Below are 22,444 nucleotides of genomic sequence, written 5' to 3'. Positions count from 1 at the left end.
ATTCGATCTCGCTGCAGCCGAACGCCGGTTCCCAGGGTGAATACGCCGGCCTGCTAGCGATTCGCGCCTACCACCAGAGCCGTGGCGAAGACCGTCGCGACATCTGCCTGATCCCGTCCTCGGCCCACGGCACCAACCCGGCCACCGCACAGATGGCCGGCATGCGCGTGGTGGTCACCGCCTGCGACGCCCGCGGCAACGTCGACATCGAAGACCTGCGCGCCAAGGCCATCGAGCATCGCGAACACCTCGCCGCGCTGATGATCACCTACCCGTCGACCCACGGCGTGTTCGAGGAAGGCATCCGCGAAATCTGCGGCATCATTCACGAGCACGGCGGCCAGGTGTACATCGACGGCGCCAACATGAACGCCATGGTCGGCCTCTGCGCCCCGGGCAAGTTCGGCGGCGACGTCTCGCACCTGAACCTGCACAAGACCTTCTGCATCCCCCACGGCGGTGGCGGCCCGGGCGTCGGCCCGATTGGTGTGAAATCGCACCTGGCGCCGTTCCTGCCGGGCCACGCGCACATGGCGCGCAAGGAAGGCGCGGTGTGCGCCGCGCCGTTCGGCAGCGCGAGCATTTTGCCGATCACCTGGATGTACATCCGCATGATGGGCGGTGCCGGCCTGAAACGCGCCTCGCAGCTGGCGATCCTCAACGCCAACTACATTTCCCGTCGCCTGGAAGAGCACTACCCGGTGCTGTACACCGGCAGCAACGGCCTGGTGGCCCACGAATGCATCCTCGACCTGCGCCCGCTGAAAGACAGCAGCGGCATCAGCGTCGATGACGTGGCCAAGCGCCTGATCGACTTCGGCTTCCACGCCCCGACCATGTCCTTCCCGGTGGCCGGCACCCTGATGATCGAGCCGACCGAAAGCGAATCCAGGGAAGAACTGGACCGCTTCTGCGACGCCATGATCCGCATCCGCGAAGAAATCCGCGCGGTGGAAAACGGCACCCTGGACAAGGACGACAACCCACTGAAAAACGCCCCGCACACCGCGGCGGAGTTGGTCGGCGAGTGGTCGCATCCGTACAGCCGTGAGCAGGCGGTTTATCCGCTGGAGACCCTGATCGACGCCAAGTATTGGCCGCCCGTGGGTCGTGTCGACAACGTGTTTGGCGACCGCAACCTGATCTGCGCGTGCCCATCCATCGAAGACTACGCATAACCCCCGTAGGAGCTGCCGCAGGCTGCGATCTTTTGATCTGGCTTTAAAAAATCAAAAGATCGCAGCCTCGTTGCACTCGTCAGCTCCTACAGGTGCCCCCCATTTCGAGAACAACAGAGGACTTTCACCATGTTCAGCACCCTTTTTAGCAAGCAGGACCAGATCAAAGGCTACGACGACGAACTGCTGGCGGCGATGAACGCCGAGGACGCGCGGCAGGAGCACCACATCGAGCTGATCGCTTCGGAGAACTACACCAGCCAACGGGTCATGGAAGCGCAGGGCAGCGGCCTGACCAACAAGTACGCCGAAGGCTATCCGGGCAAGCGCTATTACGGCGGTTGCGAGCACGTCGACGTGGTCGAGCAACTGGCCATCGACCGCGCTAAACAATTGTTCGGCGCCGACTACGCCAACGTCCAGCCGCACTCCGGCAGCCAGGCCAACGCGGCGGTGTACCTGGCGTTGCTGCAGGCTGGCGACACCGTGCTGGGCATGAGCCTGGCCCATGGCGGTCACCTGACCCACGGCGCCAAGGTGAGTTTTTCCGGCAAGCTCTACAACGCCGTGCAATACGGCATCGACACCGCGACCGGGTTGATCGACTACAACGAAGTCGAACGCCTGGCCGTCGAGCACCAACCGAAAATGATCATCGCCGGCTTCTCCGCTTACTCCAAGACCCTGGACTTCGCGCGTTTTCGTGAGATCGCCGACAAGGTCGGCGCCTATTTCTTCGTCGACATGGCCCACGTCGCCGGGCTGGTGGCCACCGGTCTGTACCCGAACCCGCTGCCCTACGCCGACGTGGTCACCACCACGACCCACAAGACCCTGCGCGGTCCGCGCGGTGGCCTGATCCTGGCCAGGGCCAATCCGGAGCTTGAGAAAAAACTCAACGCCGCCGTATTCCCCGGTGGCCAGGGCGGTCCGCTGATGCATGTGATCGCCGCCAAGGCCGTGTGCTTCAAGGAAGCGCTGGAGCCGGCGTTCAAGACTTACCAGGCACAAGTGATCCGCAACGCCCAGGCGATGGCGCAGGTGTTTATCGAGCGGGGCTATGACGTGGTTTCCGGTGGCACCGACAATCATCTGTTCCTGGTCAGCCTGATCCGCCAGGGCCTGACCGGCAAGGACGCGGACGCCGCCCTGGGCCGCGCCGGTATCACTGTGAACAAGAACGCCGTGCCCAACGATCCGCAATCGCCGTTCGTGACCTCCGGCCTGCGCATCGGCACGCCGGCAATCACCAGCCGTGGTTTCAAGGAAGCCCAGAGCATCGAGCTGGCAGGCTGGATCTGCGACATCCTCGATCACCTGGGCGATGCTGATGTCGAGGCCCAGGTTGCCCGCCAGGCGGCCGCTCTGTGTGCGGACTTCCCGGTCTACCGCGACTGATCACACAATCACAAACCCCTGTGAAAAACCTGTGGGAGCGAGCCTGCTCGCGAAGGCGGAGTGTCAGTCGACATCTGTGCTGGATGTTCCACCATCTTCGCGAGCAGGCTCGCTCCCACAGTTCCGGTTCTTGTCTGACATACCTTGGGAACACCTATGAACACAGTGCAAGTCGGCACCAAACTGCGCGGCGCGGAAAAAGTCGCGCGGATTCCAGTGAAAATCATCCCCACCGAGGACCTCCCGCGCAAACCTGACTGGATCCGGGTACGCATGCCGACCTCCCCCGAGGTCGACCGGATCAAGCAACTGCTGCGCAAACACAAACTGCACAGTGTCTGCGAAGAAGCCTCGTGCCCGAACCTGGGCGAGTGTTTTTCCGGGGGGACCGCCACCTTCATGATCATGGGTGACATCTGCACCCGTCGCTGCCCCTTCTGCGATGTCGGCCATGGCCGCCCGAAGCCGCTGGATGTGGATGAACCGACCAACCTCGCCGTGGCCATCGCCGAACTGCGCCTCAAATACGTGGTGATCACCTCGGTGGACCGCGACGACTTACGCGATGGCGGCGCCCAACACTTCGTCGACTGCCTGCGCGAAATCCGCAAGCTGTCGCCGGGCATTCAACTGGAAACCCTGGTACCGGACTATCGCGGAAGGATGGACGTCGCCCTGGCGATCACCGCCCTTGAGCCGCCCGATGTGTTCAACCACAACCTGGAAACCGTTCCGCGCCTGTACAAGGCCGCACGACCCGGCTCGGATTTCGAGTGGTCGCTGGATCTGCTGCAAAACTTCAAGCAGCGGGTGCCACAGGTCCCCACCAAATCCGGGCTGATGCTGGGCCTGGGAGAAACCGACGAAGAAGTGATCGACGTCATGCAGCGCCTGCGCGAGCACGATGTCGACATGCTCACCCTCGGCCAATACCTGCAACCGTCGCGCAGCCACTTGCCGGTCCAGCGTTTCGTGCACCCGGACGTGTTTGCCTGGTTCGCCGAGGAAGGCGCACGCATGGGCTTCAAGAACGTCGCGTCCGGGCCATTGGTGCGCTCGTCCTATCACGCCGACCAACAACTTCATGGAGGTGCCGCCGATTTCAAGCCATGATGAAGTGACTTGTCATGCCATTACGCAGGCCCGACCCGATGCCATTTGTCGTTCGAACATTGCTCCCGCTCCTCAGCCTCGCCTTATCGGGTGTCGCCGCTGCCGAGCCCAGGCCCGAGCACATGGTGTATTTACGCACGATAGATCCGGGTATCGAACAGGACATTCGTTATGCCAGCGCCCACAACTTCACCGGGCACCCGCTCGAGGGTTACGAAGCGCCCGAGTGCTTGCTGTCACAGGATGCCGCCAAAGCCCTCGCCCGGGTACAAACGGCACTGCGGGCGCAAGGCTATGGCCTGAAGGTGTTCGATTGCTATCGCCCCAGTCGCGCGGTCGCGGACATGGGGCGCTTCGCCACTGAGCCGGGCGATCCGCTCAAGGCCGAATTCTATCCACGGGTGGACAAGCAAGACTTCTGGCGCCTGGGCTATGTGGCGCGCGTATCCAATCACTCCAAAGGCAGCACCGTCGACCTGAGCATGACGGGACCGGGCGCCCTGCCCGCCGACACCTGGACGCCATCTGCCACGCCTGTCGATTGCACGGCGCCTTATGGGCAGCGCTGGCACGACGGCGCAGTCGACATGGGCACCGGTTTTGATTGCTTCGACGAGCGCGCCCATACCGATTCGACGTCGATCACGGCGACGGCCATGGAAAATCGCCAGCGACTGACCCGCGCCATGGCGCAGGAGGGATTCACCGGTTACTCCGCCGAGTGGTGGCACTTCACCTATACCCGGGATGCGACGTTGAACACCGTCATGAACTTCCCCATCACCCCGCTGGCACCATGAACAGCCTTGGCAGAATCTGCGCGTTACTGATCCTGTTGCTGCCCTGTGCCGCAATGGCCCAAGGGCTCGACGGTAGTGGTCAGTTGATCGTGGTCACCAGCAAGCACTGGGACGACATCCAGGGCAGCGCCCAGCGTTATGAACGGCACGGGGACAGCTTCCAGAAAGTCGAAGCGCCGTTTGCCGTCGTGCTGGGAAAAAACGGCATGGGCTGGGGCAAGGGACTGCTCGACACCGGGCAACTTCAGGGGCCGGTGAAACAGGAAGGCGATGGAAAGGCGCCCGCCGGGATGTTCAAACTCGGCAGCGCTTTTGGCTACAACGCTTCAAGTGAAACCCGCCTGCCCTACCTCGCGCTGACCTCGACCATCGAATGCGTGGATGACAGCCGGTCCGCTCATTACAACGAATTGGTCGATGGCGCCACGATGGCCCAAGACTGGAACAGCTCTGAGCGCATGCGTCGCTATGATGACTTGTACCGCCAGGGCATTGTCATCGAGCACAACACACCCGCATCCCCCGCCGCCGGTTCCTGTATTTTCTTCCACATCTGGCGTGGCCCCGCGGTACCGACGCGGGGTTGCACCGCGATGGACCCGATGGATATCGCACGTCTGCTCAGTTGGCTGGACCCACGCCAGTCCCCGCTGCTGGTGCAACTGCCCGAGACGCAGTACGAGCAGTTGCGCGAACACTGGAACCTGCCTGTGCGCTGACCGCAAGCGAGCGCCTGACCAGGCGGATCTTGCCCAGTGTTTCGACAAAGGGCGTGATGATCAGGCTGTAGACGGTCAGGTAACGGCCATGATCCGCTTCGCAGGTGCCGAAGCGGATGGGCTCCGGTTGCGTTTGGGTGACGTACAGCGTGCCGAACATCCAGTCCCAGAGTGACAGGTTGACCCCGAAGTTCTTGTTGAAGTGCCGCGGCGCATCGCTGTGGTGGACCTGATGCTGGGCCGGGCTGTTCAGCACATGCTCGACCACAGGCCCGAAGGACAGCCAGACATGGCTATGGCGCAGATTGGCCGCCAAGGCATTGAGGATGAACACCATGTAGGTCACGCCGAACAGCGTGTAGCGGCTGATCTCCCCGCCACAGGCGTACCAGAAGAGTCCGGCAAAGGCGCTGATGAACACGAGGTCAGTCAACCGCTCGACCACTTTCTCGAGGAAATGCACCCGACTGGCCGTGGCCGGGACCAGCACCGTCGCCGAATGATGGACTTTGTGGAACGCCCACAGGTAGCGCGAATGGTAAGCGCGGTGGGCCCAGTAATGGATGAAGTCCTGCAGCAGGAACACGCCCAGGCCATAGAGCAAGGTCAGGACCAGGTGCTCCTCGACCTGCACCCGTGCCCCCCACAGCTGAGTGAAAAAGCGGATGTAGTCTCCGGATCGCAGCACGTAGGGATCCACCAGCCCGACGATGGGCACCACCAGCACGACCTTGAGGATCGCGCGCACGAAGTAGTAGCGGTAATCGAGCAGCGCCGAGGGATGAAAATGCACACGGTTGCCGCCGATGAACTGCCAGAAGCTGTGCGCGTGCGTCAGCCCGCGAGCTTGGCGCCAGCGGAACAAGCCGTAGGCAACGGCGTAGGAGATGAAAAGAAAGGCGACGCAGAGACGGCCATTGAGGTCGAAGAGCCCGAGGAACTGGTTGCTGACAGGTGTAAATACCCACCTGGACAGGTATTGCTCGATCAGTGCGAGAACATCCATGAAAGGCTGCCCCCTGCTGAAAGTAGAGCGTTGTGTGTGGAATGGAAAAACGCGGGTCGCAGGAACACGGCCGGCCGGCTCCTGCGGGACATAATTGCGGATGTATCTTATTCAGGTCTTGGGATTTCGGCAACCTCTGGGCCAAACGTCACTTCACTTCACTGCTCAAGCCATACAGCTGCGGCCGGCGGTCCCGGTGCAGGTCATTGCGCTCGCTGATGCGCTTGTTGCGGGCCTCGGCCAGGTTCAGGTTGGCCAGCAGCATCTGCTCGCCACCCTGCTCCGCCGGACCGGCCAACGGATAACCGTCGGCGTCGACGATCACCGAACCTTGCACCCAACTCACCCCGCGCTCAACGCCATGGCGGTCACAGGCCGCGATGAACAGGCGGTTGACCGAGGCATTGGCCTGCACCCGCAAGACTTCCGCCGGGCGCTCGGATTGCGGTCGTGGGCCATCGGGCCAGTTGACCGGCGCACAGAGCAAATCGGCACCGGCCAGCGCCGGCAGGCGCACCCATTCGGGGAACTCCAGGTCGTAGCAGATCAGCATGCCGATGCGCCCGTGGACCGTTTCGATCACCGGCGGCGCGGCAGTGCCGGCTGTGAAAACTTCTTTCTCCGCATCCCACAGGTGCGCCTTGCGGTACACCGCGCGCAAACCCCGGGCATCGATCAGTGCCGCGCTGTTGGCCAGCTCATCCCCGGCCAGACGCTCGCAGAATCCGCCGACGATCACCATGTTCAATTCACTGGCCAGCGCCTGCCACAGGCGCAACGTCGGACCCTCGGCGGTTTCCGCCAGGGCCAGTGCTTCCGCGCGGTCGGCAAACAGGTAGCCGCTCTGCACCAGCTCCGGCAACACCACCACCTGGGCACCCTGCAGGGCCGCCGAACGGATCGCGCGTTCGGTGAGCGTGCGGTTGTACGCGAGGTCGCCGATTTTCGGCGCCAACTGGCAGCAGGCGACCCGGATATTCTTTGCCGTGTTCAACGCACCGACTCCATGGATGAATGGGTCATGGCGATAATCTCGTTGTCACTGATCGCCTCGATGACCCGATGCTCGGCAGCAAGGTCGAGGGAGCGGCTGAGCAGGTAATAGGTCAGGCCCGAAATCAGCAGGCCCACCAGCCAGGCGATGTCCACGCCTTCCAGCACCCGCGCCAGCGGACCGACGAAGACTTCCTTGCTGGCGGCGGCATCGTAGATGTAGAAGAACGGCACCATGGCGGCAAAGCCGATCAGGTAAGCCACGATGCCGCGAAACTGCCAGGCGCCGTAGATGCCCTTCGGCGTGAAGAAATGCGGGATCGCGTAGCGGCCCTTGCGCACGAAGAAATAGTCCACCAGGTTGACGGCGGTCCAAGGCACGAGGAAGTACAACAGCAATACGAGGAAAGTGTTCAGCAGCGCGATGCCGTCACCCTTGATCGACAGCACGCAGGTCAGCAGGATGATGCTGATGGCACTGATCGACAGCACCCGGGCGCGGGGTGTCGGGGTGATCTTTCTGATCGAATCGACACCGGTCAGCAGCGTCAGCATGGCGCTGTAGGTGTTCAGCGCAATGATCGGCAGGAAGCCCGCCACCGACACCACCACCAACAGATTGCCCAGCCCGGGAATCATCGAGGAACCTACCTGGTTCAATGCCACCAGCGCATCCACCGCTTTCAGTTCCTGGGCGAGCCAGGCCCCGAGGCCGATCATCCAGCTGCCCGACAGCGACGCGCCGATGAATATCGCCGCGATCAGTTTCGGCCGGCTGGTGTTTTTCGGCAGGTAGCGCGAATAGTCGGAAACATAGGGTGCATAGGAAATGTTGTAGCTGGCGCCAATGGCGAACAGGGTGGCGAAGGCGATCCAGCTGAAGCCCAGGTCGCTGGCCGGCGTGACGCCTTCGGAACCCGCGCCGAACATCAGGGCGATGGTCACCAGGGCATACAACGGCAGCGTCGCCAGCAGCGCCCACTTGAAGGCTTTGTGCATCAGGTCGTGGCCGAAGATCGACAGCAGTGCGCCGATCAGCACCACGGTCACGGCAACGATGGTCGGGTCGATGCCGAATACATGCTCCAGCCCGTTCATGATCAGCGAGACGTTCACCACGTTGAAACCGACGAACACAAACATCGTCGCCATCAGCGCCAGGATCACCCCGCGGTAGCCGAACTGGGCACGGGACTGGATCATCTGCGGCAGGCCCATTTCCGGCCCTTGCGAGCCGTGGAAAGCCATGAAGATCGTGCCGAACATGATGCCCAGCGCACCGGCCAACAGGGTCCACAGGGCCGACAAGCCGAGGCTGGGACCGACGAAACCGATGGAGATGGTGAAGAAGTGGAAGTTGCCGAGAAACCAGAACGGCCCCTGGCTGCTGAGCTTGGCGTGACGTTCGTTTTCCGGGATGTAATCGATCGAGTGGCCTTCGATGGCCAACCCGCCGCTCGCCTCGGTGGCGTGCGCAGAAAGTGGGGACCCTGACATACGATAGTTCCTATGCAGTAGATTGTTTTTATTTTGAGCGCAGTGGTCGATTCGACGTCCAGATCTGGCAAAACTCCAGAAAAAGCTGACGAAGACCCTGGTTTCCCTGCAATGTATGGCGTTGGCCGCAGCGATAAAATATCCAAGGCGCACTGTTCACATAGATCGGCGTCAATGTAATCGAGGATCGGGAGCCCCCATGCTGGGAACTGTAACGGAGCTGGATCTGCGCCTGATCCGGGTATTTCTCACGGTGGTCGAGGCCGGCGGGATCTCGGCGGCGCAAACTGCCCTCAATACCACGCAACCGACCATCAGCGCACAACTGGCGACGCTGGAGGCACGGGTGGGTTTTCGCCTGTGCGAACGCGGTCGCGGCGGATTTTCCGTAACGCCCAAGGGTGGTCAGTTCGTCGAGGCGGCGCGGCGCTTGCTGGCTGCCGCCGAGGGCTTCAGGGTTGAAGTGCAGCACATCAACCGCAAGGTCTCGGGCAACATCAACGTCGGCCTGCTGGGGCAGATCGACCCGGTGGCAAACAAGAAAATCGGTTTGGCCATTGCTCGCCTGCGGGCTCGGCACGAGGGGCTGTACTTTCACTTCACCGAACTGTCGTCATCGCTGCTGGAAGAGAAAATCATCAACGGCCATATTGATCTGGCGATCGGTTATTTTTGGCATCGCTTGCCCAATATCGACTACTTCCCGCTGTTCCAGGAAACCCAGATCGCCTACTGCGCGCCGTCACACCCGCTGTTCGAGCAGGTGGGCGCGCTGACGCGCGAGGATGTCAGCCAGCATGACTGGGTCTGGCCCAGCCACCCCTTGCCGGAGATGCCGGCGCCGACCTCGATCGAACGCTTGACCGTGCTCACCGACAGCATGGACGGAGCGGCCCTGCTGATCCTGTCCGGCCAACACCTGGGCTTCCTGCCGCAGCATTATGCGGCCCGGCATGAACAGCTCGGGCAGCTGCATCCACTCAATCCGCAATTGCTGCGCTACGAGGTGGGCTTTCACGCGGCGGTGCGGCATTCGGCGCGGCAGCGGGAGCTGGTCAGTGAGTTCCTCAATGAGCTGATCGATATCTTCAACGCACCCTTGTAGGAGCGAGCATGCTCGCGATGGACGTTAACGATAACGGTGGAAACCTGACACCCCGTGGCGCTCTCTGGTTCATCGCGAGCATGCTCGCTCCTACAGGGGGCGGTGGTGGATTCAGAAATGGATCTCACTGGCCGGGATAACGTCGATCCGCGCCACTGAACTGCTCAGGTCGGCCCAATCCTTGTTGTGTTCGGCAATGATGTCTTCGGCCGTGGTTTTGCCATTGTCGACAGTGGAATGCGCGTCGGCGGCCAGCACCACGTCGTAACCCAGTTGATGCGCCTGGCGCAGGGTTGCATTCACACAGTAGTCGGTTTGCAGGCCACAGATGACCAGGCGATCGTAGTCTTGCACCGGCACCAGTTTCTGCAGGTTGGTCTGATAGAACGAATCGCCGGTGGTCTTACGAACGCGATCATCGTCGGGTGAGGTGTGCAACCCTTCGGCCAGTTGCCAGCCTGGAGCGCCGTGCTTGAAGAGGTCGCCCTCTTCTTCGTGCTGGATCAGCACCACCGCAACGCCGGCTTTTCTCGCCCGGGCACTGAGGCCATTGATCGTTTCGATGACCCGCTTGATCTCGAAGCACTCGTACTCGCCGGAGCACAGGGCCTGCTGAACGTCGATGATTAACAGTGCGGTGGTCATGGTACCTTCCTTGATGAGTTGAAAAATCAGGGGACGCGTGCGCCCCCCATTCAAACACAACCATCAGTAACCCAGCGACAACCCGGTATTACGCCGTGGATCGTTGGCTCCGTAGAAACGGTTCTTGCCCACCGGCTTGCCCTCCAGCGACGGCGCGCCCACCAGGATCGCCGCCAGGTGGTTGGCGTCCTGCGGACCGGCAAACTTGTGACCCCAGCTTTCGAGGATCTTCACCGTGTCCGGGCTGGTAGTGAAGGTCTCCAGGTTGGTTTCCTCCGGCAACCATTGCTGGTGGAAACGCGGCGCATCGACCGCTTCCTGGATGTTCATGCCGTAGTCGATCACGTTGAGCATGGTCAGCAGGGTCGCGGTGATGATGCGGCTGCCGCCGGGGGTGCCGACCACCATTACCACTTTGCCGTCCTTGGTGACGATGGTCGGGCTCATGGACGACAACGGGGCCTTGCCGGGCGCGATGGCGTTGGCCTCGCCCTGCACCAGGCCGTACATGTTCGGTACGCCGATTTTCGAGGTGAAGTCGTCCATTTCGTCGTTGAGGATGACCCCGGTCTTGCTGGCCATGACCCCGGCACCGAACCAGTCGTTGAGGGTGTAGGTCACCGACACCGCGTTGCCCCATTTGTCGACAATGGAGTAATGGGTGGTGTTGCTACCCTCATGGGGCGCCACGCCGGGCTTGAGATCCTTGGAGATGCCGGCCTTTTGCGGCTGGATGGCATCGCGCAGCTTGGTCGCGTAGTTTTTGTCGAGTAAATGCGCGATCGGGTTTTTCACGAAGTCCGGGTCGCCCAGGTAGCTGTTGCGGTCCACATAGGCGTGGCGCATCGCTTCGATCTGGTAGTGCATGCCCTGGGCCGAGTGGTAGCCCAGGTCCTTCATCGGATAGCCTTCGAGGATGTTCATGATCTGGCAGATCACCACCCCACCGGAGCTCGGTGGCGGTGCCGAGACCACATGGTAGCCGCGATAGTCACACTCGATGGGTGCCAACTCGCGCGTCTTGTATTTGTCGAGGTCGGCCTGGGTGATGATGCCCTTGTTGGCCTGGCTGGAGGTGACGATGGCGTCGGCCACCCAGCCCTTGTAGAAACCGTCGGCGCCTTTCTCCGAGATTTCCCGCAGGGTTTTGCCGAGGTCTTTCTGCACCAGTTTCTGGCCGACCTGCATCGGCTCGCCGTTGCTCAGGAAGATCGCGCCGGAATCCTTGATGTCCTTCTTGAACACATCGGTGGCGTACTCCAGCAACTCGACATCGCCCTGCTCCAGCACGAAGCCGTCTTCCGCCAGCTTGATCGCCGGGGCGATCACTTCCTTGCGTGGCTTGGTGCCGTATTTGGACAGCGCCAGCTCCATGCCGGACACGGTGCCCGGTACGCCGACGGCCAGGTGTCCGCGGGTGCTCAGGTCGGGGACGACGTTGCCCGCCTTGTCCAGGTACATGTCGGCGGTAGCGGCCAGCGGGGCTTTTTCACGGAAGTCGAGGAAGGTCTTGCGACCGTCGGCCAGTTGAATGGTCATGAAACCGCCACCCCCCAGGTTACCGGCCGCGGGATACACCACCGCCAGCGCGTAACCCACTGCAACAGCGGCGTCGACCGCATTGCCGCCGTTCTTCAGCACATCCACGCCCACATGGCTGGCCAAATGCTGGGCGGTGACCACCATGCCGTTTTCAGCCGCGACCGGGGCCACAGAGGCCGCATAGGCCGTCAGGCAGCTGAGCGCCAACGAGGTCGCAATCAGCGATTTGGCAAAAGGTTCGTACTTCATGAGTCGGTCTCTTTTTGTTTTAAAGTAGGAAAACGCTTCAAGAGCAGTAGGCAGTATGGTCGGGATTGCGTATTGCGCCTCCCCGGCGAGGCAGTATGCTTAACACCTGTTCAGCAATTCGGCGATGCGTGCGGCATGACCTACACCTACATCACCCTGGCATCACCCGTCGGCGAGTTGAAGCTGGTAGCGAACGATTGCCGTCTGGCGGCCATCCTCTGGGAAAATGACAAACCAGGCCGGGTGCGCCTCGGCCCGATGGACGAAGCGCCGGACAACCCGATCCTGATGCGCACCGCGCAACAGTTGCGCGAATACTTCACGGGCACACGCCAGGCGTTCGAGCTCGACCTTGATTTTGCCGGGACGGCATTCCAGAAGAAGGTCTGGAACGCCTTGTTGACCATTCCCTTTGGCCAGACCCGCAGCTACAGCCAGATCGCCGAGCAGATCGGCCACCCGAGCGCGGTGCGGGCAGTGGGTGCGGCGAATGGCAGGAACCCCATTTCGATCATCGCCCCTTGTCATCGGGTGATTGGCGCGTCGGGGAAATTGACCGGGTTTGCCGGGGGGCTGGAGGCGAAGCAGACATTACTCACGCTGGAAGGCGGCCAATGGCCCGAAACCGCGCGCCTCCCAGGCTTTTGATCTTGTAGGAGCTGCCGCAGGCTGCGATCTTTTGATCTTGTTGTTTAAAGCAAAGTCAAAAGATCGCAGCCTGCGGCAGCTCCTACAGGACGACATCACGCCGGTGTAGAAAGCTGCGCCTTGTATTCCTTTACATACTGCGTCGCCAGCGACTCTTTCTGCTTGTCGTCAAGCAACTTGCCCGCCATCTGGAAGAACTTCTGCTCCTCTTCTTCAAGGTGGTGATGGACCTTCTCGGACAATTTCTTCGCCGTCGCCAGCCAGGCCGGGCTGGACATCTCGGTGCCGTCCAGTTCTTCCATCATTTCATCCATCTCGTGGTGCTCGGAGATCGCGTGGCGACTGAGGTCAACACCATTGTCGAACTCCATCAGCGGGATGTAGAAATGCCGCTCTTCAGCGGTTTCGTGAGCCTGCAGTTCTGACTTGAGCTGCTTGTATGCGTCGACGCGCTCGGGGGTATCGCCGCTGGTACGGATCAGGGCTTTGGCGTAGGTACGCTGGCGCTCGTGGCTTTCGCGCAAGGCTTCGAAAATATTCACGGAATGTCCTCATCAGTCGCACTCGGGAATGGCGCGTCACAACAAGTGACCTCTGCGCACTGGCGACGGTTCCACTGGCTGAGGGTCATGGAACTATGGCGGCAACCACGATAGGCTGCCGATTCACTGCCATAAGGACATTGCCATGAACCTGCGGATAGAGTTCTCGCCCACCCCCACGGAAGAAGAGCGCCAGGCCATCCTGATGCCGCTGCGCGCCTACAATGCTTCGAAGGCCGACGGCGCCGTACCCGAGCATATCGCCCTGCTGGTACGTGACGAAAACGATGTGATCCTTGGCGGCCTTTACGCCAGGTTGTTCTACCAGTGGATGTTCATTGACCTGCTATCGGTGCCGGAGCAGGCCCGGGGACAGGGCATGGGCACGAAGCTGATGCAGATGGCCGAAGACCTGGCGCGGGAGAAAAAATGCGTGGGAATGTGGCTCGATACCTTTGAATTCCAGGCACCGGAGTTCTACAGGAAATGCGGCTACAGCGAGATTGGGCATATCGCCGACTACCCGCCGGGGTACAAGCACTTCTTCTTCCAGAAGCGCCTGGACTACTGACCACAACGCGAATCCCTGTAGGAGCTGCCGCAGGCTGCGATCTTTTGATCTTCGACGGACTTGAGATCGAGAAAAAACAAGATCAAAAGATCGCAGCCTGCGGCAGCTCCTACAGGGCATGCATCAACCCATCAGGTCAGAGGCAGGTGGCCAGTGCCGCCAAGCGGCGCTTGGCGACAAAGTCGTCTTGCTGAGCGTAGTAACTCAATACCGTGCCCGAGGCATCGGTGGTCACGTCGACGAACGACTCGGCCGAGCGGGTGTAGACGGTGGTGCTCCCCTTTGCTCCCGGCTCCAGGTACGCCGCAGCATCAACGCCGAACACCGCTTCGTCCTGCCAGGAAAATTGCACGCACTGGGCGACGTCCTTGGCCGGCTTGTCAGAGTTCAAGGTCTTGTACGGGGCCTTGGTACGAGCATCGTTCATCGCCGAGCCCGCGCATCCCGCCAGCAAGGTAGCGGCCAGCGCCACCATCAGAATTCGCATTGCATTCACTCATGAGGAAAAAGCGGACTGTATCACCGTGGCAGGGCGTATCGTTCTGCTTTACTTCATTAAAACCGCGACATCGCGTGACGATTCGCGCACCCTGTCGAGCCAATAGCGCTGTATTGCACCTTTCACTGGACGCCCCATGACACCCAACGCCGAGTTTTACAAACCGACCACTGAATATGCCGACAAGCTGATCAGCCAGATCGGTCAGACACCGTCCTGGATCGCCAAGCGAATCGGCGTCACCGACAAGCGCATTCGTTACATCCTTGAGGGCGAAAGAACCGTCAAGGGTGAAACCACGCCGATCCAGATGACCTATACCGAGCAGTTTGCACTCGAATGTCTGGCGGCAGCGGCCAAGGCCAGCAAGAAGCAGTCTTCGTAATTCGTATTCAAGGAGCGACCATGGCGGCACCCGAGCAACAACACGAACTGGCGCTGGAAAAGTTTCTCGACCAACGTCCCGAACTGCGCATCGAGCTCGACCACCTCAACCCGCTGCTGGCCCAGGCCAAGGGCGAGACCCTCGCGCAGTTTCGCGATGATCGTTTACACGAGGCCTTTGAAGCCGAAGCCGAGCGCCTGGGTTTGTTTGCCTGGGAGCTGACACTGCAATTGACCGCCGCCACTCCTGAGGATTATCAGGCCCAGCGCCTGGAAGTGCACCGGGAAGTCGCGGAAATGGCCGGCATGGACTGGCTGGAGTATTGCGACCTGTACGGAATACAACCGTAACCTTTGCTGAGGATCACTGCATCGATGCTGCCCACCGCCTCGAAGACCCACGCCAGCCCCGGACACCTGCACACGCAGAAATGGCGTGGGCGCATCGGCCTGAGCCTGGTGGCCATGCTTTCGGTGCTGGCCGGCATGACTGACGCGATCGGTTTCATGGCCAGTGGCGATTTCGTCTCGTTCATGAGCGGCAATACCACCCGGATGGCCGTCGCCATCAGTGCCGGCGACCTTGGGTTGACCCTGCGCCTGGTGATCCTCATCGCCACCTTCATCTTTGGCAATGCGCTGGGCATTATCGTCAGCCGCCTGGGCAGGCGCCGGTCACTGCCCTTGCTGTTGTGCATTGCCGCCCTGCTGTGCGCCGCCGCGGCCTGGCCCTATGACTCGCAATTGCCTGCCCTGCTGGCAGCCATCATCGCCATGGGCATGCTCAATGCCGCCGTGGAAGAGGTCAACGGCCTGCCGGTCGGCCTGACCTATGTGACCGGCGCCCTGTCGCGCTTTGGCCGCGGACTGGGGCGCTGGATGCTCGGCGAGCGCCGCAACGGTTGGCGCGTACAACTGATCCCCTGGACCGGCATGTTCGCCGGCGCGGTACTCGGTGCCGTGCTGGAACATCATTTCGGGCTCAAGGCGCTGTTTGCCAGCGGCCTGCTGGCGGCTGCGCTGGGAGTGCTGTCGCTGAAGATCCCGCGGCGTTGGCAGTTGGGCTACATGCCGCGCTGATTTTTTTGCTGCCTGTGGGGGGCCCTTCGCGAGCAGGCTCGCTCCCACAGGTTTTGCGGTGCAGCTGCGAACTTTGCCATCACACAAATCCCTGTGGGAGCGAGCCTGCTCGCGAAGGGGCCCGCACAGGCGACATCGATTTAGCCCCAACGCCGATAAAGCTTTATCATGGCCGCAGTTTCGTTGATCGAGTCCGCCATGAAGTTCGCCATCGCCGTATTTTCCGCCGCCCATGCGCCCTCTTCGCGCCGCGCCTTGCTGTTCGCCCAGGCGCTGCTCGCCGGCGGGCATGAGATTGTCCGGCTGTTTTTCTACCAGGATGGCGTGTACAACGCGTCCGGCAGCGTGGTCACACCCCAGGACGAGCTCGATGTGCCACGGCAATGGAGCGCCTTCGTCAGCGAAAACCAACTCGATGGCGTGGTGTGCATCGCCGCCGCCTTGCGCCGTGGCGTGTTGAACGAGGAGGAAGCCAGGCGCTATCAGCGCGAGGCTGTGGCCGTCGGAGCACCGTGGGAATTGTCCGGGCTCGGCCAATTGCATGACGCGGTGCAGGATGCCGACCGCCTGATTTGCTTCGGAGGTGCGTGAAATGGCCAAGTCCTTGCTGATCATCAGCCGCCAGTCGCCCTGGTCCGGTCCAGGCGCGCGTGAAGCGCTGGACATCGTGCTGGCGGGCGGCGCCTTCGATCTGCCGATCGGCCTTCTGTTTCTCGACGACGGCGTGTTCCAGCTCGCCCCCCATCAGCACGCCAAGGCCCTGCAACAGAAAGACCTGAGCGCCAACCTGCAGGCGCTGCCGATGTTCGGCGTCGAAGAACTGTTTGTCTGTGCCGACAGCGCTGCCGAACGCGGCCTGGCCCCTGGCGCCCTGGCACTGCAGGAAGCGCGCGTGCTTGCCGCCCACGAAATCACCGCACTCATTGACCATTACGACCAGGTGATCACCCTCTGATGTCGACTTTGCATGTGTTGTCTCATTCCCCGTTCGGCGACGACCGCCTGAACAGCTGCCTGCGCATAACCGGCGCCAACGACGCATTGCTGCTGTGCGGTGACGCCGCCTATGCCCTGCAGCCGGGCAGCGCCCCTTTCACGGCGCTGAGTGCCCGCGGCCTGGCCCTCTACGTGCTGGCCGAAGATGCCCAGGCCCGGGCTATCGAAGTTCCGGGTTGGGCTACGGCTGTCGATTATCCGGCCTTCGTCGAACTGTCGATCCACCACGCCAAGGTCAACAGCTGGCTATGAATGTATTGACGGTCGGCGCACGCGCCATCGAGCTGGACAAGGACGGTTTTCTGGTCGAACTCAGTGACTGGTCGGCCGACGTCGCCAGTGCCCTGGCCGCCGCCGAAGACATCGAGTTGAGCCCCGAGCACTGGGAAATCCTCGAACTGTTGCGCAGCTTCTACGCCGAATTCCAGCTGTCGCCGGCGACCCGGCCGCTGATCAAGTACACCGCATTGAAACTCGGCCCGGACAAAGGCAACAGCCTGCACCTGAACCGACTGTTCAAAGGCACCCCTGCCAAACTCGCCGCGAAACTGGCGGGCCTGCCCAAACCGACGAATTGCTTATGACCGACTACCCAGCGTTGACCCTCGAAACGCCCGCCGAGCACCCATTCGCCCAATTCGTGCGCATCCTCGGCAAAGGCAAGCGTGGCGCCCGCGACCTGACGCGTGAAGAAGCCCGCGCCGCCATGGGCATGGTGCTTGACGACCAGGTCGAGGACACCCAGCTCGGCGCCTTCCTGATGCTGTTGCGCCACAAGGAAGAAAGCGCGCAGGAAATGGCCGGTTTTGCCGAAGCCTTGCGCGAGCGCTTGCAAGCGCCAGCATTGGCGGTCGACCTCGACTGGCCGACCTATGCCGGCAAGAAGCGTCACCTGCCGTGGTACCTGCTGGCCGCCAAGTGCCTGGGGCAGAACGGTGTGCGGGTGTTCATGCACGGTGGCGGCGCGCACACCGCCGGTCGACTCTACAGCGAACAACTGCTCGATGAACTGAACATCCCCTTGTGCCGCGACTGGCAGCAGGTCGGCACAGCGCTGGACAACGGCGGCCTGGCCTTCATGCCGTTGGTGGATTGGGCGCCGCAACTGCAACGCATGATCGACCTGCGCAACACCCTCGGCCTGCGCTCGCCGATCCACTCCCTGGCGCGCATTCTCAACCCGTTGGGCGCCCGTTGCGGTCTGCAAAGCATCTTCCATCCCGGTTACCAGGCAGTGCATCGCGATGCCAGCGGTTTGCTCGGCGACACCGCGATCGTGGTCAAGGGCGATGGTGGCGAAATCGAGATCAACCCCGACGCCGATAGCCACTTGTATGGCACCCGCGGTGGCGAGAGCTGGGATGAGGAGTGGCCGCAATTGTCAAGCCAGCGCCACGTCAAGCCTGCCAGCCTGGAACCTGCGCATCTCAAGGCGGTATGGCGCGGCGAGGTGGTGGACAGCTACCCGCAAATGGCCCTGATCTCGACCATGGCCCTGGCGCTGCGTGGCCTCGGCCAGAGCCGCGAACAAGCTTTCAAGACCGCCCAGCAGTATTGGGATGCCCGGGACAAATCAATTTAATCGATCATAACCCACTAAGCTTTGCGCTATTTTATCGAACCTATCGGCATAGACTCCTCTCCAACGCTTATCGGTTGAGGAGTCATGGACATGGGATTGTTAGTAGAAGGTCGCTGGCAGGACAAGTGGTACGAAAGCAAGGACGGCACGTTCCAGCGCGAACAGGCGCAGCGTCGCAACTGGGTCACCGCTGACGGCCAACCGGGCCCCAGTGGTGTCGGTGGTTTTGCTGCCGAACCTGGGCGTTATCACCTCTACGTGTCCCTCGCCTGCCCGTGGGCTCATCGCACGCTGATCCTGCGCAAACTCAAGGGCCTGGAAAGCCTGATCGACGTGTCGGTGGTCAGCTACCTGATGCTGGAGAACGGTTGGACGTTCGACAAGTCCCACGGCTCCACCGGCGACAAACTCGATCACTTTGACTTCATGCACCAGCGCTACACCGCCGACACCGCCGACTACACCGGCCGCGTCACGGTGCCGGTGCTTTGGGACAAACAACAGAAACGCATCGTCAACAATGAATCGGCGGAAATCATCCGCATGTTCAATGGTGCCTTCGATGAACTGACCGGCAATGACCTGGATTTCTATCCGGCACCGCTGCGCGGCGAGATCGACGCGCTGAACGAGCGGATCTATCCGGCCGTGAACAACGGCGTATACCGCGCCGGGTTTGCTACCTCGCAAACCGCCTATGAGGAGGCCTTCGATGAACTGTTCACAGAACTGGATCGCCTGGAGCAGCTGTTAAGTGCCAATCGCTACCTGACCGGCGAGTACCTGACTGAAGCGGACATCCGCCTGTTCACGACGCTGATTCGATTCGACGCGGTCTATTACGGCCACTTCAAGTGCAACCTGCGACGCATTGCCGATTATCCGAACCTGTCGAATTGGCTGCGGGAGATTTACCAGTGGCCAGGGATTGCCGAGACGGTGGATTTCGAACACATCAAAAACCACTACTACGGCAGTCACAAGACCATCAACCCGACGGGGATAGTGCCCAAGGGGCCGGCGCAGGGTTTCACCGCCGCCCATGATCGGGAGCGGTTGAGCGGGAAAGGGGTTTGGCGCAGGGCCTGAAGGCTGATCGTTCCCATGCTCCGCGTGGGAATGCATCCCGTGACGCTCCGCGTCACAGCGTCAGAAGCGGAACGCAGAGCGTCCCTGGCGGCATTCCCACGCAGAGCGTGGGAACGATCGGATGCAGAGATTCAGACTTGCGCCTGAGCCCCTTCAAACCACGCCAGTTTCTCGCGCAGTTGCACCACTTCTCCCACGATCACCAGCGTCGGCGCATGCACTTCATGCTCCGCCACCAGCCGTGGCAGGTCCGCCAGGGTGCCGGTAAACACCCGCTGATTGACCGTAGTGCCCTGCTGGATCAACGCCGCCGGGGTATCCGCACCGCGACCATGCTTGATCAACTGCTCGCAGATACTCGGCAAGCCTACCAGTCCCATGTAGAACACCAGGGTCTGCGCCGGCGCGACCAGGTCGGCCCACGGTAGATCGGTGGAGCCGTCCTTCAGGTGACCGGTGATGAACCGCACCGACTGCGCGTAATCGCGGTGGGTCAGCGGAATCCCGGCATAAGCAGCACAACCGCTGGCCGCCGTGATGCCCGGTACGACCTGGAACGGGATGCCATGGGCCGCCAATTCTTCGATCTCTTCACCGCCACGGCCGAAGATGAACGGATCGCCGCCCTTCAACCGCACCACACGCTTGCCTTGCTTCGCCAGGTCGACCAGTTGCTGGTTGATCTGGTCCTGCGGCACGGCGTGATCGGCGCGGCGCTTGCCGACATAGACGCGCTCGGCATCACGACGGCACAACTCGAGGATCGCCGGTGCCACCAAGCGGTCGTACAGCACCACGTCGGCTTGCTGCATCAGGCGCAAGGCGCGGAACGTCAGCAGGTCCGGATCACCGGGACCGGCGCCCACCAGATACACCTCACCGGTGGCCACCGGCGCCTCTCCAGCAATCTTCGCCTGCAGCAATCGCTCGGCTTCCCCGCCCTGCCCGGCCAGTTGCCGGTCGGCAATCGGGCCCTGGAACACGTCTTCCCAGAACGCACGACGTTGCTGCACGTCCGGGAACAGCTTTTTCACCTGGTGCCGGAAACGCGCCGCCAGGCCAGCCAGTTGACCGTAGGTCGAAGGAATCCAGGTTTCGATCTTGGCGCGGATCAATCGCGCCAGCACCGGTGCGTCGCCACCGCTGGACACGGCAATGATCAGCGGCGAACGGTCGACAATGGCTGGGAAGATCACGCTGCACAAGGCCGGCGCGTCCACCACATTGACCGGCACGCAACGCCGATGGGCATCGGCGGACACCTGTGCATTGAGCGTTTCGTCGTCGGTGGCCGCAATGATCAGCGCGCAACCGTCCAGGTCCGACTCGAGGTAACCGCGCATCAGGCACTCGCCAGCGCTGGCGCTGACCAACTCGCGCAGCTGGGTTTCGATTTCAGGTGCGACCACCCGCAGCAGCGCACCGGCATCGGCCAGCAGGCGGGATTTGCGCAAGGCAATTTCCCCCCCGCCGACGACCAACACACGACTGCCGCGAAGGTTATGGAACAGCGGCAGATAGTTCATTTAGCCGATGACCTCAAGGCCACCCATGTACGGCTTGAGCACCTCAGGCACACGGATCGAACCGTCGGCCTGCTGGTAGTTTTCCAGCACCGCCACCAGGGTACGACCGACCGCCAGGCCGGAACCGTTCAGAGTGTGTACCAGTTCCGGCTTGCCGGTTTCCGGGTTACGGAAACGCGCTTGCATACGACGGGCCTGGAAATCGCCGCAGTTGGAGCACGAGGAGATTTCACGGTATTTGTCCTGGCTCGGAATCCACACTTCCAGGTCATAGGTCTTGACCGCGCTGAAGCCCATGTCGCCGGTGCACAGCGCGATGGTGCGGTAAGGCAATTCCAGCAGTTGCAGGACTTTCTCGGCGTTGGCGGTCAGGCCCTCGAGCGCTTCCATCGAAGTCGACGGCTCGACGATCTGGACCATCTCGACCTTGTCGAACTGGTGCTGGCGGATCATGCCGCGGGTGTCGCGACCCGACGCACCGGCTTCACTGCGGAAGCACGGCGTGTGGGCAACGAACTTGATCGGCAGCAGTTTCGAATCGACGATTTCGCCGGCGACGATATTGGTCAGCGACACTTCGGCGGTCGGGATCAGGTAAAGGTCGGCTTCGCCTTCGCGCGCGATCTTGAACAGGTCTTCTTCAAACTTCGGCAGTTGACCGGTGCCTTGCAGCGCCGGAGCCTGGACCAGATAAGGCGTGTAGGCCTCTTCGTAGCCGTGCTCGGTAACGTGCAGGTTGATCATGAACTGCGCCAGGGCGCGGTGCAGGCGGGCGATCGGGCCGCGCAGCAGGGCGAAACGAGCGCCGGACAGCTTGGCGGCGGTCTCGAAGTCGAGCCAGCCGAATTTTTCGCCCAGGGCGACGTGGTCCTGTACCGGGAAATCGAACGCGGTCGGCGTGCCCCAGCGGCGCACTTCGACGTTGCCGTCTTCGTCGTCGCCAATCGGCACCGATTCGTGTGGCAAGTTGGGAATGCCGAGCACGATCGAGTCCAGTTCGGTCTGGATCGCGTCCAGTTCGGTTTTACCGGCACTCAACTCGCCCGCCATGCGCTCGACGTCGGCCATCAACGGGGCGATGTCTTCGCCGCGCTGCTTGGCCTGACCGATGGATTTGGAGCGCGCGTTACGTTCAGCCTGCAGTGCTTCGGTGCGGGTCTGGACGGTCTTGCGCTGTTCTTCCAGCGCTTCGATGCGCGCGACATCCAGGGTAAAGCCACGGGATGCCAGGCGGTCCGCTACGTCCTGAAGGTTGCTACGTAACAGTTTGGAATCGAGCATG

General features: G+C 61.8%; 25 protein-coding genes and 1 pseudogene. 17 read left to right on the top strand and 9 right to left on the bottom strand.

The features are described from left to right. The 5 genes and pseudogenes from QLG10_RS25135 to QLG10_RS25115 all read left to right on the top strand — a co-directional run. Positions 1 to 1,178: pseudogene (locus tag QLG10_RS25135) on the top strand (glycine dehydrogenase (aminomethyl-transferring)); the annotation flags it as partial. A 129-nt stretch (positions 1,179 to 1,307) separates the two neighbouring features. Continuing rightward, positions 1,308 to 2,576 (top strand): serine hydroxymethyltransferase, encoded by a 1,269-nt coding sequence (gene glyA, locus QLG10_RS25130; protein ID WP_282488215.1) that lies wholly within the window; start codon positions 1,308 to 1,310, stop codon positions 2,574 to 2,576. 156 nt (positions 2,577 to 2,732) lie between these two features. After that, a complete protein-coding gene (gene lipA, locus QLG10_RS25125) occupies positions 2,733 to 3,689 on the top strand; it encodes a lipoyl synthase (RefSeq protein ID WP_282488214.1) in 957 nt (318 codons plus the stop codon). Between the two features lie 38 nt (positions 3,690 to 3,727). Further along, positions 3,728 to 4,489: a M15 family metallopeptidase gene (locus QLG10_RS25120; protein ID WP_110754262.1), complete on the top strand. Its 762-nt coding sequence runs from the start codon at positions 3,728 to 3,730 to the stop codon at positions 4,487 to 4,489. Next, positions 4,486 to 5,208 (top strand): hypothetical protein, encoded by a 723-nt coding sequence (locus QLG10_RS25115; RefSeq protein WP_188265645.1) that lies wholly within the window; start codon positions 4,486 to 4,488, stop codon positions 5,206 to 5,208. The genes QLG10_RS25120 and QLG10_RS25115 overlap by 4 nt, the downstream gene beginning before the upstream one ends. On the opposite strand, the gene QLG10_RS25110 is transcribed toward QLG10_RS25115, so the two are convergent. The 3 genes from QLG10_RS25110 to QLG10_RS25100 all read right to left on the bottom strand — a co-directional run bounded on the left by QLG10_RS25110 (position 5,111) and on the right by QLG10_RS25100 (position 8,704). After that, on the bottom strand, positions 5,111 to 6,214 hold the full coding sequence (locus tag QLG10_RS25110; protein ID WP_282488213.1) for a sterol desaturase family protein: 1,104 nt from the start codon (positions 6,212 to 6,214) through the stop codon (positions 5,111 to 5,113). The genes QLG10_RS25115 and QLG10_RS25110 overlap by 98 nt on opposite strands. A 148-nt stretch (positions 6,215 to 6,362) precedes the next feature. Continuing rightward, the gene (locus QLG10_RS25105; protein ID WP_188265643.1) at positions 6,363 to 7,208 is read right to left on the bottom strand and encodes a nitrilase-related carbon-nitrogen hydrolase; all 846 of its coding nucleotides are present in this window, start codon (positions 7,206 to 7,208) and stop codon (positions 6,363 to 6,365) included. Next, positions 7,205 to 8,704 (bottom strand): cytosine permease, encoded by a 1,500-nt coding sequence (locus QLG10_RS25100; RefSeq protein ID WP_282488212.1) that lies wholly within the window; start codon positions 8,702 to 8,704, stop codon positions 7,205 to 7,207. The genes QLG10_RS25105 and QLG10_RS25100 overlap by 4 nt, the downstream gene beginning before the upstream one ends. 199 nt (positions 8,705 to 8,903) lie before the next feature. Here QLG10_RS25100 and QLG10_RS25095 point away from each other — a divergent pair, with 199 nt between their 5' ends. Then, positions 8,904 to 9,809: a LysR family transcriptional regulator gene (locus QLG10_RS25095; RefSeq protein ID WP_188265641.1), complete on the top strand. Its 906-nt coding sequence runs from the start codon at positions 8,904 to 8,906 to the stop codon at positions 9,807 to 9,809. A 111-nt stretch (positions 9,810 to 9,920) separates the two neighbouring features. On the opposite strand, the gene QLG10_RS25090 is transcribed toward QLG10_RS25095, so the two are convergent. Then, positions 9,921 to 10,454: a cysteine hydrolase family protein gene (locus tag QLG10_RS25090; protein WP_110754275.1), complete on the bottom strand. Its 534-nt coding sequence runs from the start codon at positions 10,452 to 10,454 to the stop codon at positions 9,921 to 9,923. A 63-nt stretch (positions 10,455 to 10,517) separates the two neighbouring features. Further along, on the bottom strand, positions 10,518 to 12,245 hold the full coding sequence (gene ggt / locus QLG10_RS25085; protein WP_282488211.1) for a gamma-glutamyltransferase: 1,728 nt from the start codon (positions 12,243 to 12,245) through the stop codon (positions 10,518 to 10,520). Between the two features lie 135 nt (positions 12,246 to 12,380). On the opposite strand from ggt, the gene QLG10_RS25080 reads away from it, so the two are divergent. Next, positions 12,381 to 12,893 (top strand): methylated-DNA--[protein]-cysteine S-methyltransferase, encoded by a 513-nt coding sequence (locus QLG10_RS25080; RefSeq protein WP_188265640.1) that lies wholly within the window; start codon positions 12,381 to 12,383, stop codon positions 12,891 to 12,893. A gap of 95 nt (positions 12,894 to 12,988) precedes the next feature. On the opposite strand, the gene QLG10_RS25075 is transcribed toward QLG10_RS25080, so the two are convergent. Continuing rightward, on the bottom strand, positions 12,989 to 13,435 hold the full coding sequence (locus tag QLG10_RS25075) for a hemerythrin domain-containing protein (protein WP_110754281.1): 447 nt from the start codon (positions 13,433 to 13,435) through the stop codon (positions 12,989 to 12,991). 145 nt (positions 13,436 to 13,580) lie between these two features. Between QLG10_RS25075 and QLG10_RS25070 the strand changes: the two genes are divergently transcribed. Continuing rightward, positions 13,581 to 14,006 (top strand): GNAT family N-acetyltransferase, encoded by a 426-nt coding sequence (locus tag QLG10_RS25070; protein ID WP_020799586.1) that lies wholly within the window; start codon positions 13,581 to 13,583, stop codon positions 14,004 to 14,006. A gap of 136 nt (positions 14,007 to 14,142) precedes the next feature. Here QLG10_RS25070 and QLG10_RS25065 read toward each other — a convergent pair whose 3' ends face one another. Beyond that, a complete protein-coding gene (locus QLG10_RS25065; RefSeq protein WP_110754285.1) occupies positions 14,143 to 14,493 on the bottom strand; it encodes a hypothetical protein in 351 nt (116 codons plus the stop codon). Between the two features lie 148 nt (positions 14,494 to 14,641). Here QLG10_RS25065 and QLG10_RS25060 point away from each other — a divergent pair, with 148 nt between their 5' ends. The 9 genes from QLG10_RS25060 (at position 14,642) to QLG10_RS25020 (ending at position 19,636) form a co-directional block, all read left to right on the top strand. After that, a complete protein-coding gene (locus QLG10_RS25060; RefSeq protein ID WP_020799588.1) occupies positions 14,642 to 14,890 on the top strand; it encodes a hypothetical protein in 249 nt (82 codons plus the stop codon). 20 nt (positions 14,891 to 14,910) lie between these two features. Beyond that, positions 14,911 to 15,240, top strand: coding sequence for a DUF6388 family protein (locus tag QLG10_RS25055; RefSeq protein ID WP_110754287.1), 330 nt, complete (start codon positions 14,911 to 14,913; stop codon positions 15,238 to 15,240). Between the two features lie 24 nt (positions 15,241 to 15,264). Then, a complete protein-coding gene (locus tag QLG10_RS25050) occupies positions 15,265 to 15,969 on the top strand; it encodes a YoaK family protein (protein ID WP_110754289.1) in 705 nt (234 codons plus the stop codon). A 198-nt stretch (positions 15,970 to 16,167) separates the two neighbouring features. Further along, positions 16,168 to 16,560 carry a sulfurtransferase complex subunit TusD gene (tusD, locus tag QLG10_RS25045; protein WP_110754291.1) on the top strand — a complete coding sequence of 131 codons (393 nt, stop codon included), beginning with the start codon at positions 16,168 to 16,170 and terminating at the stop codon, positions 16,558 to 16,560. A 1-nt stretch (position 16,561) separates the two neighbouring features. After that, positions 16,562 to 16,924: a sulfurtransferase complex subunit TusC gene (gene tusC / locus QLG10_RS25040; protein ID WP_110754293.1), complete on the top strand. Its 363-nt coding sequence runs from the start codon at positions 16,562 to 16,564 to the stop codon at positions 16,922 to 16,924. Next, entirely contained in the window at positions 16,924 to 17,217 is a 294-nt protein-coding gene (tusB, locus tag QLG10_RS25035) for a sulfurtransferase complex subunit TusB (RefSeq protein WP_110754295.1), read from the top strand. Before tusC ends, tusB begins: the two co-directional genes overlap by 1 nt. After that, complete coding sequence (locus QLG10_RS25030) at positions 17,214 to 17,549, top strand: TusE/DsrC/DsvC family sulfur relay protein (RefSeq protein WP_077185887.1); 336 nt, start codon at positions 17,214 to 17,216, stop codon at positions 17,547 to 17,549. The genes tusB and QLG10_RS25030 overlap by 4 nt, the downstream gene beginning before the upstream one ends. Further along, entirely contained in the window at positions 17,546 to 18,547 is a 1,002-nt protein-coding gene (locus tag QLG10_RS25025) for a glycosyl transferase family protein (RefSeq protein ID WP_110754297.1), read from the top strand. The genes QLG10_RS25030 and QLG10_RS25025 overlap by 4 nt, the downstream gene beginning before the upstream one ends. A gap of 90 nt (positions 18,548 to 18,637) precedes the next feature. Beyond that, entirely contained in the window at positions 18,638 to 19,636 is a 999-nt protein-coding gene (locus tag QLG10_RS25020; protein WP_282488210.1) for a glutathione S-transferase family protein, read from the top strand. A 131-nt stretch (positions 19,637 to 19,767) separates the two neighbouring features. Here QLG10_RS25020 and cysG read toward each other — a convergent pair whose 3' ends face one another. Continuing rightward, on the bottom strand, positions 19,768 to 21,162 hold the full coding sequence (gene cysG, locus QLG10_RS25015; RefSeq protein ID WP_248678786.1) for a siroheme synthase CysG: 1,395 nt from the start codon (positions 21,160 to 21,162) through the stop codon (positions 19,768 to 19,770). After that, positions 21,163 to 22,443: a serine--tRNA ligase gene (serS, locus tag QLG10_RS25010; RefSeq protein WP_033044210.1), complete on the bottom strand. Its 1,281-nt coding sequence runs from the start codon at positions 22,441 to 22,443 to the stop codon at positions 21,163 to 21,165. Position 22,444: the final 1 nt, after the last annotated feature.

Source organism: Pseudomonas sp. V98_8 (genome assembly GCF_029967975.1).
In the GTDB taxonomy this organism is placed as follows: Bacteria; Pseudomonadota; Gammaproteobacteria; order Pseudomonadales; family Pseudomonadaceae; genus Aquipseudomonas; species Aquipseudomonas umsongensis.
Note: the sequence above shows the minus strand (reverse complement) of the source record. Positions and strands in the feature narration are given on the sequence as shown.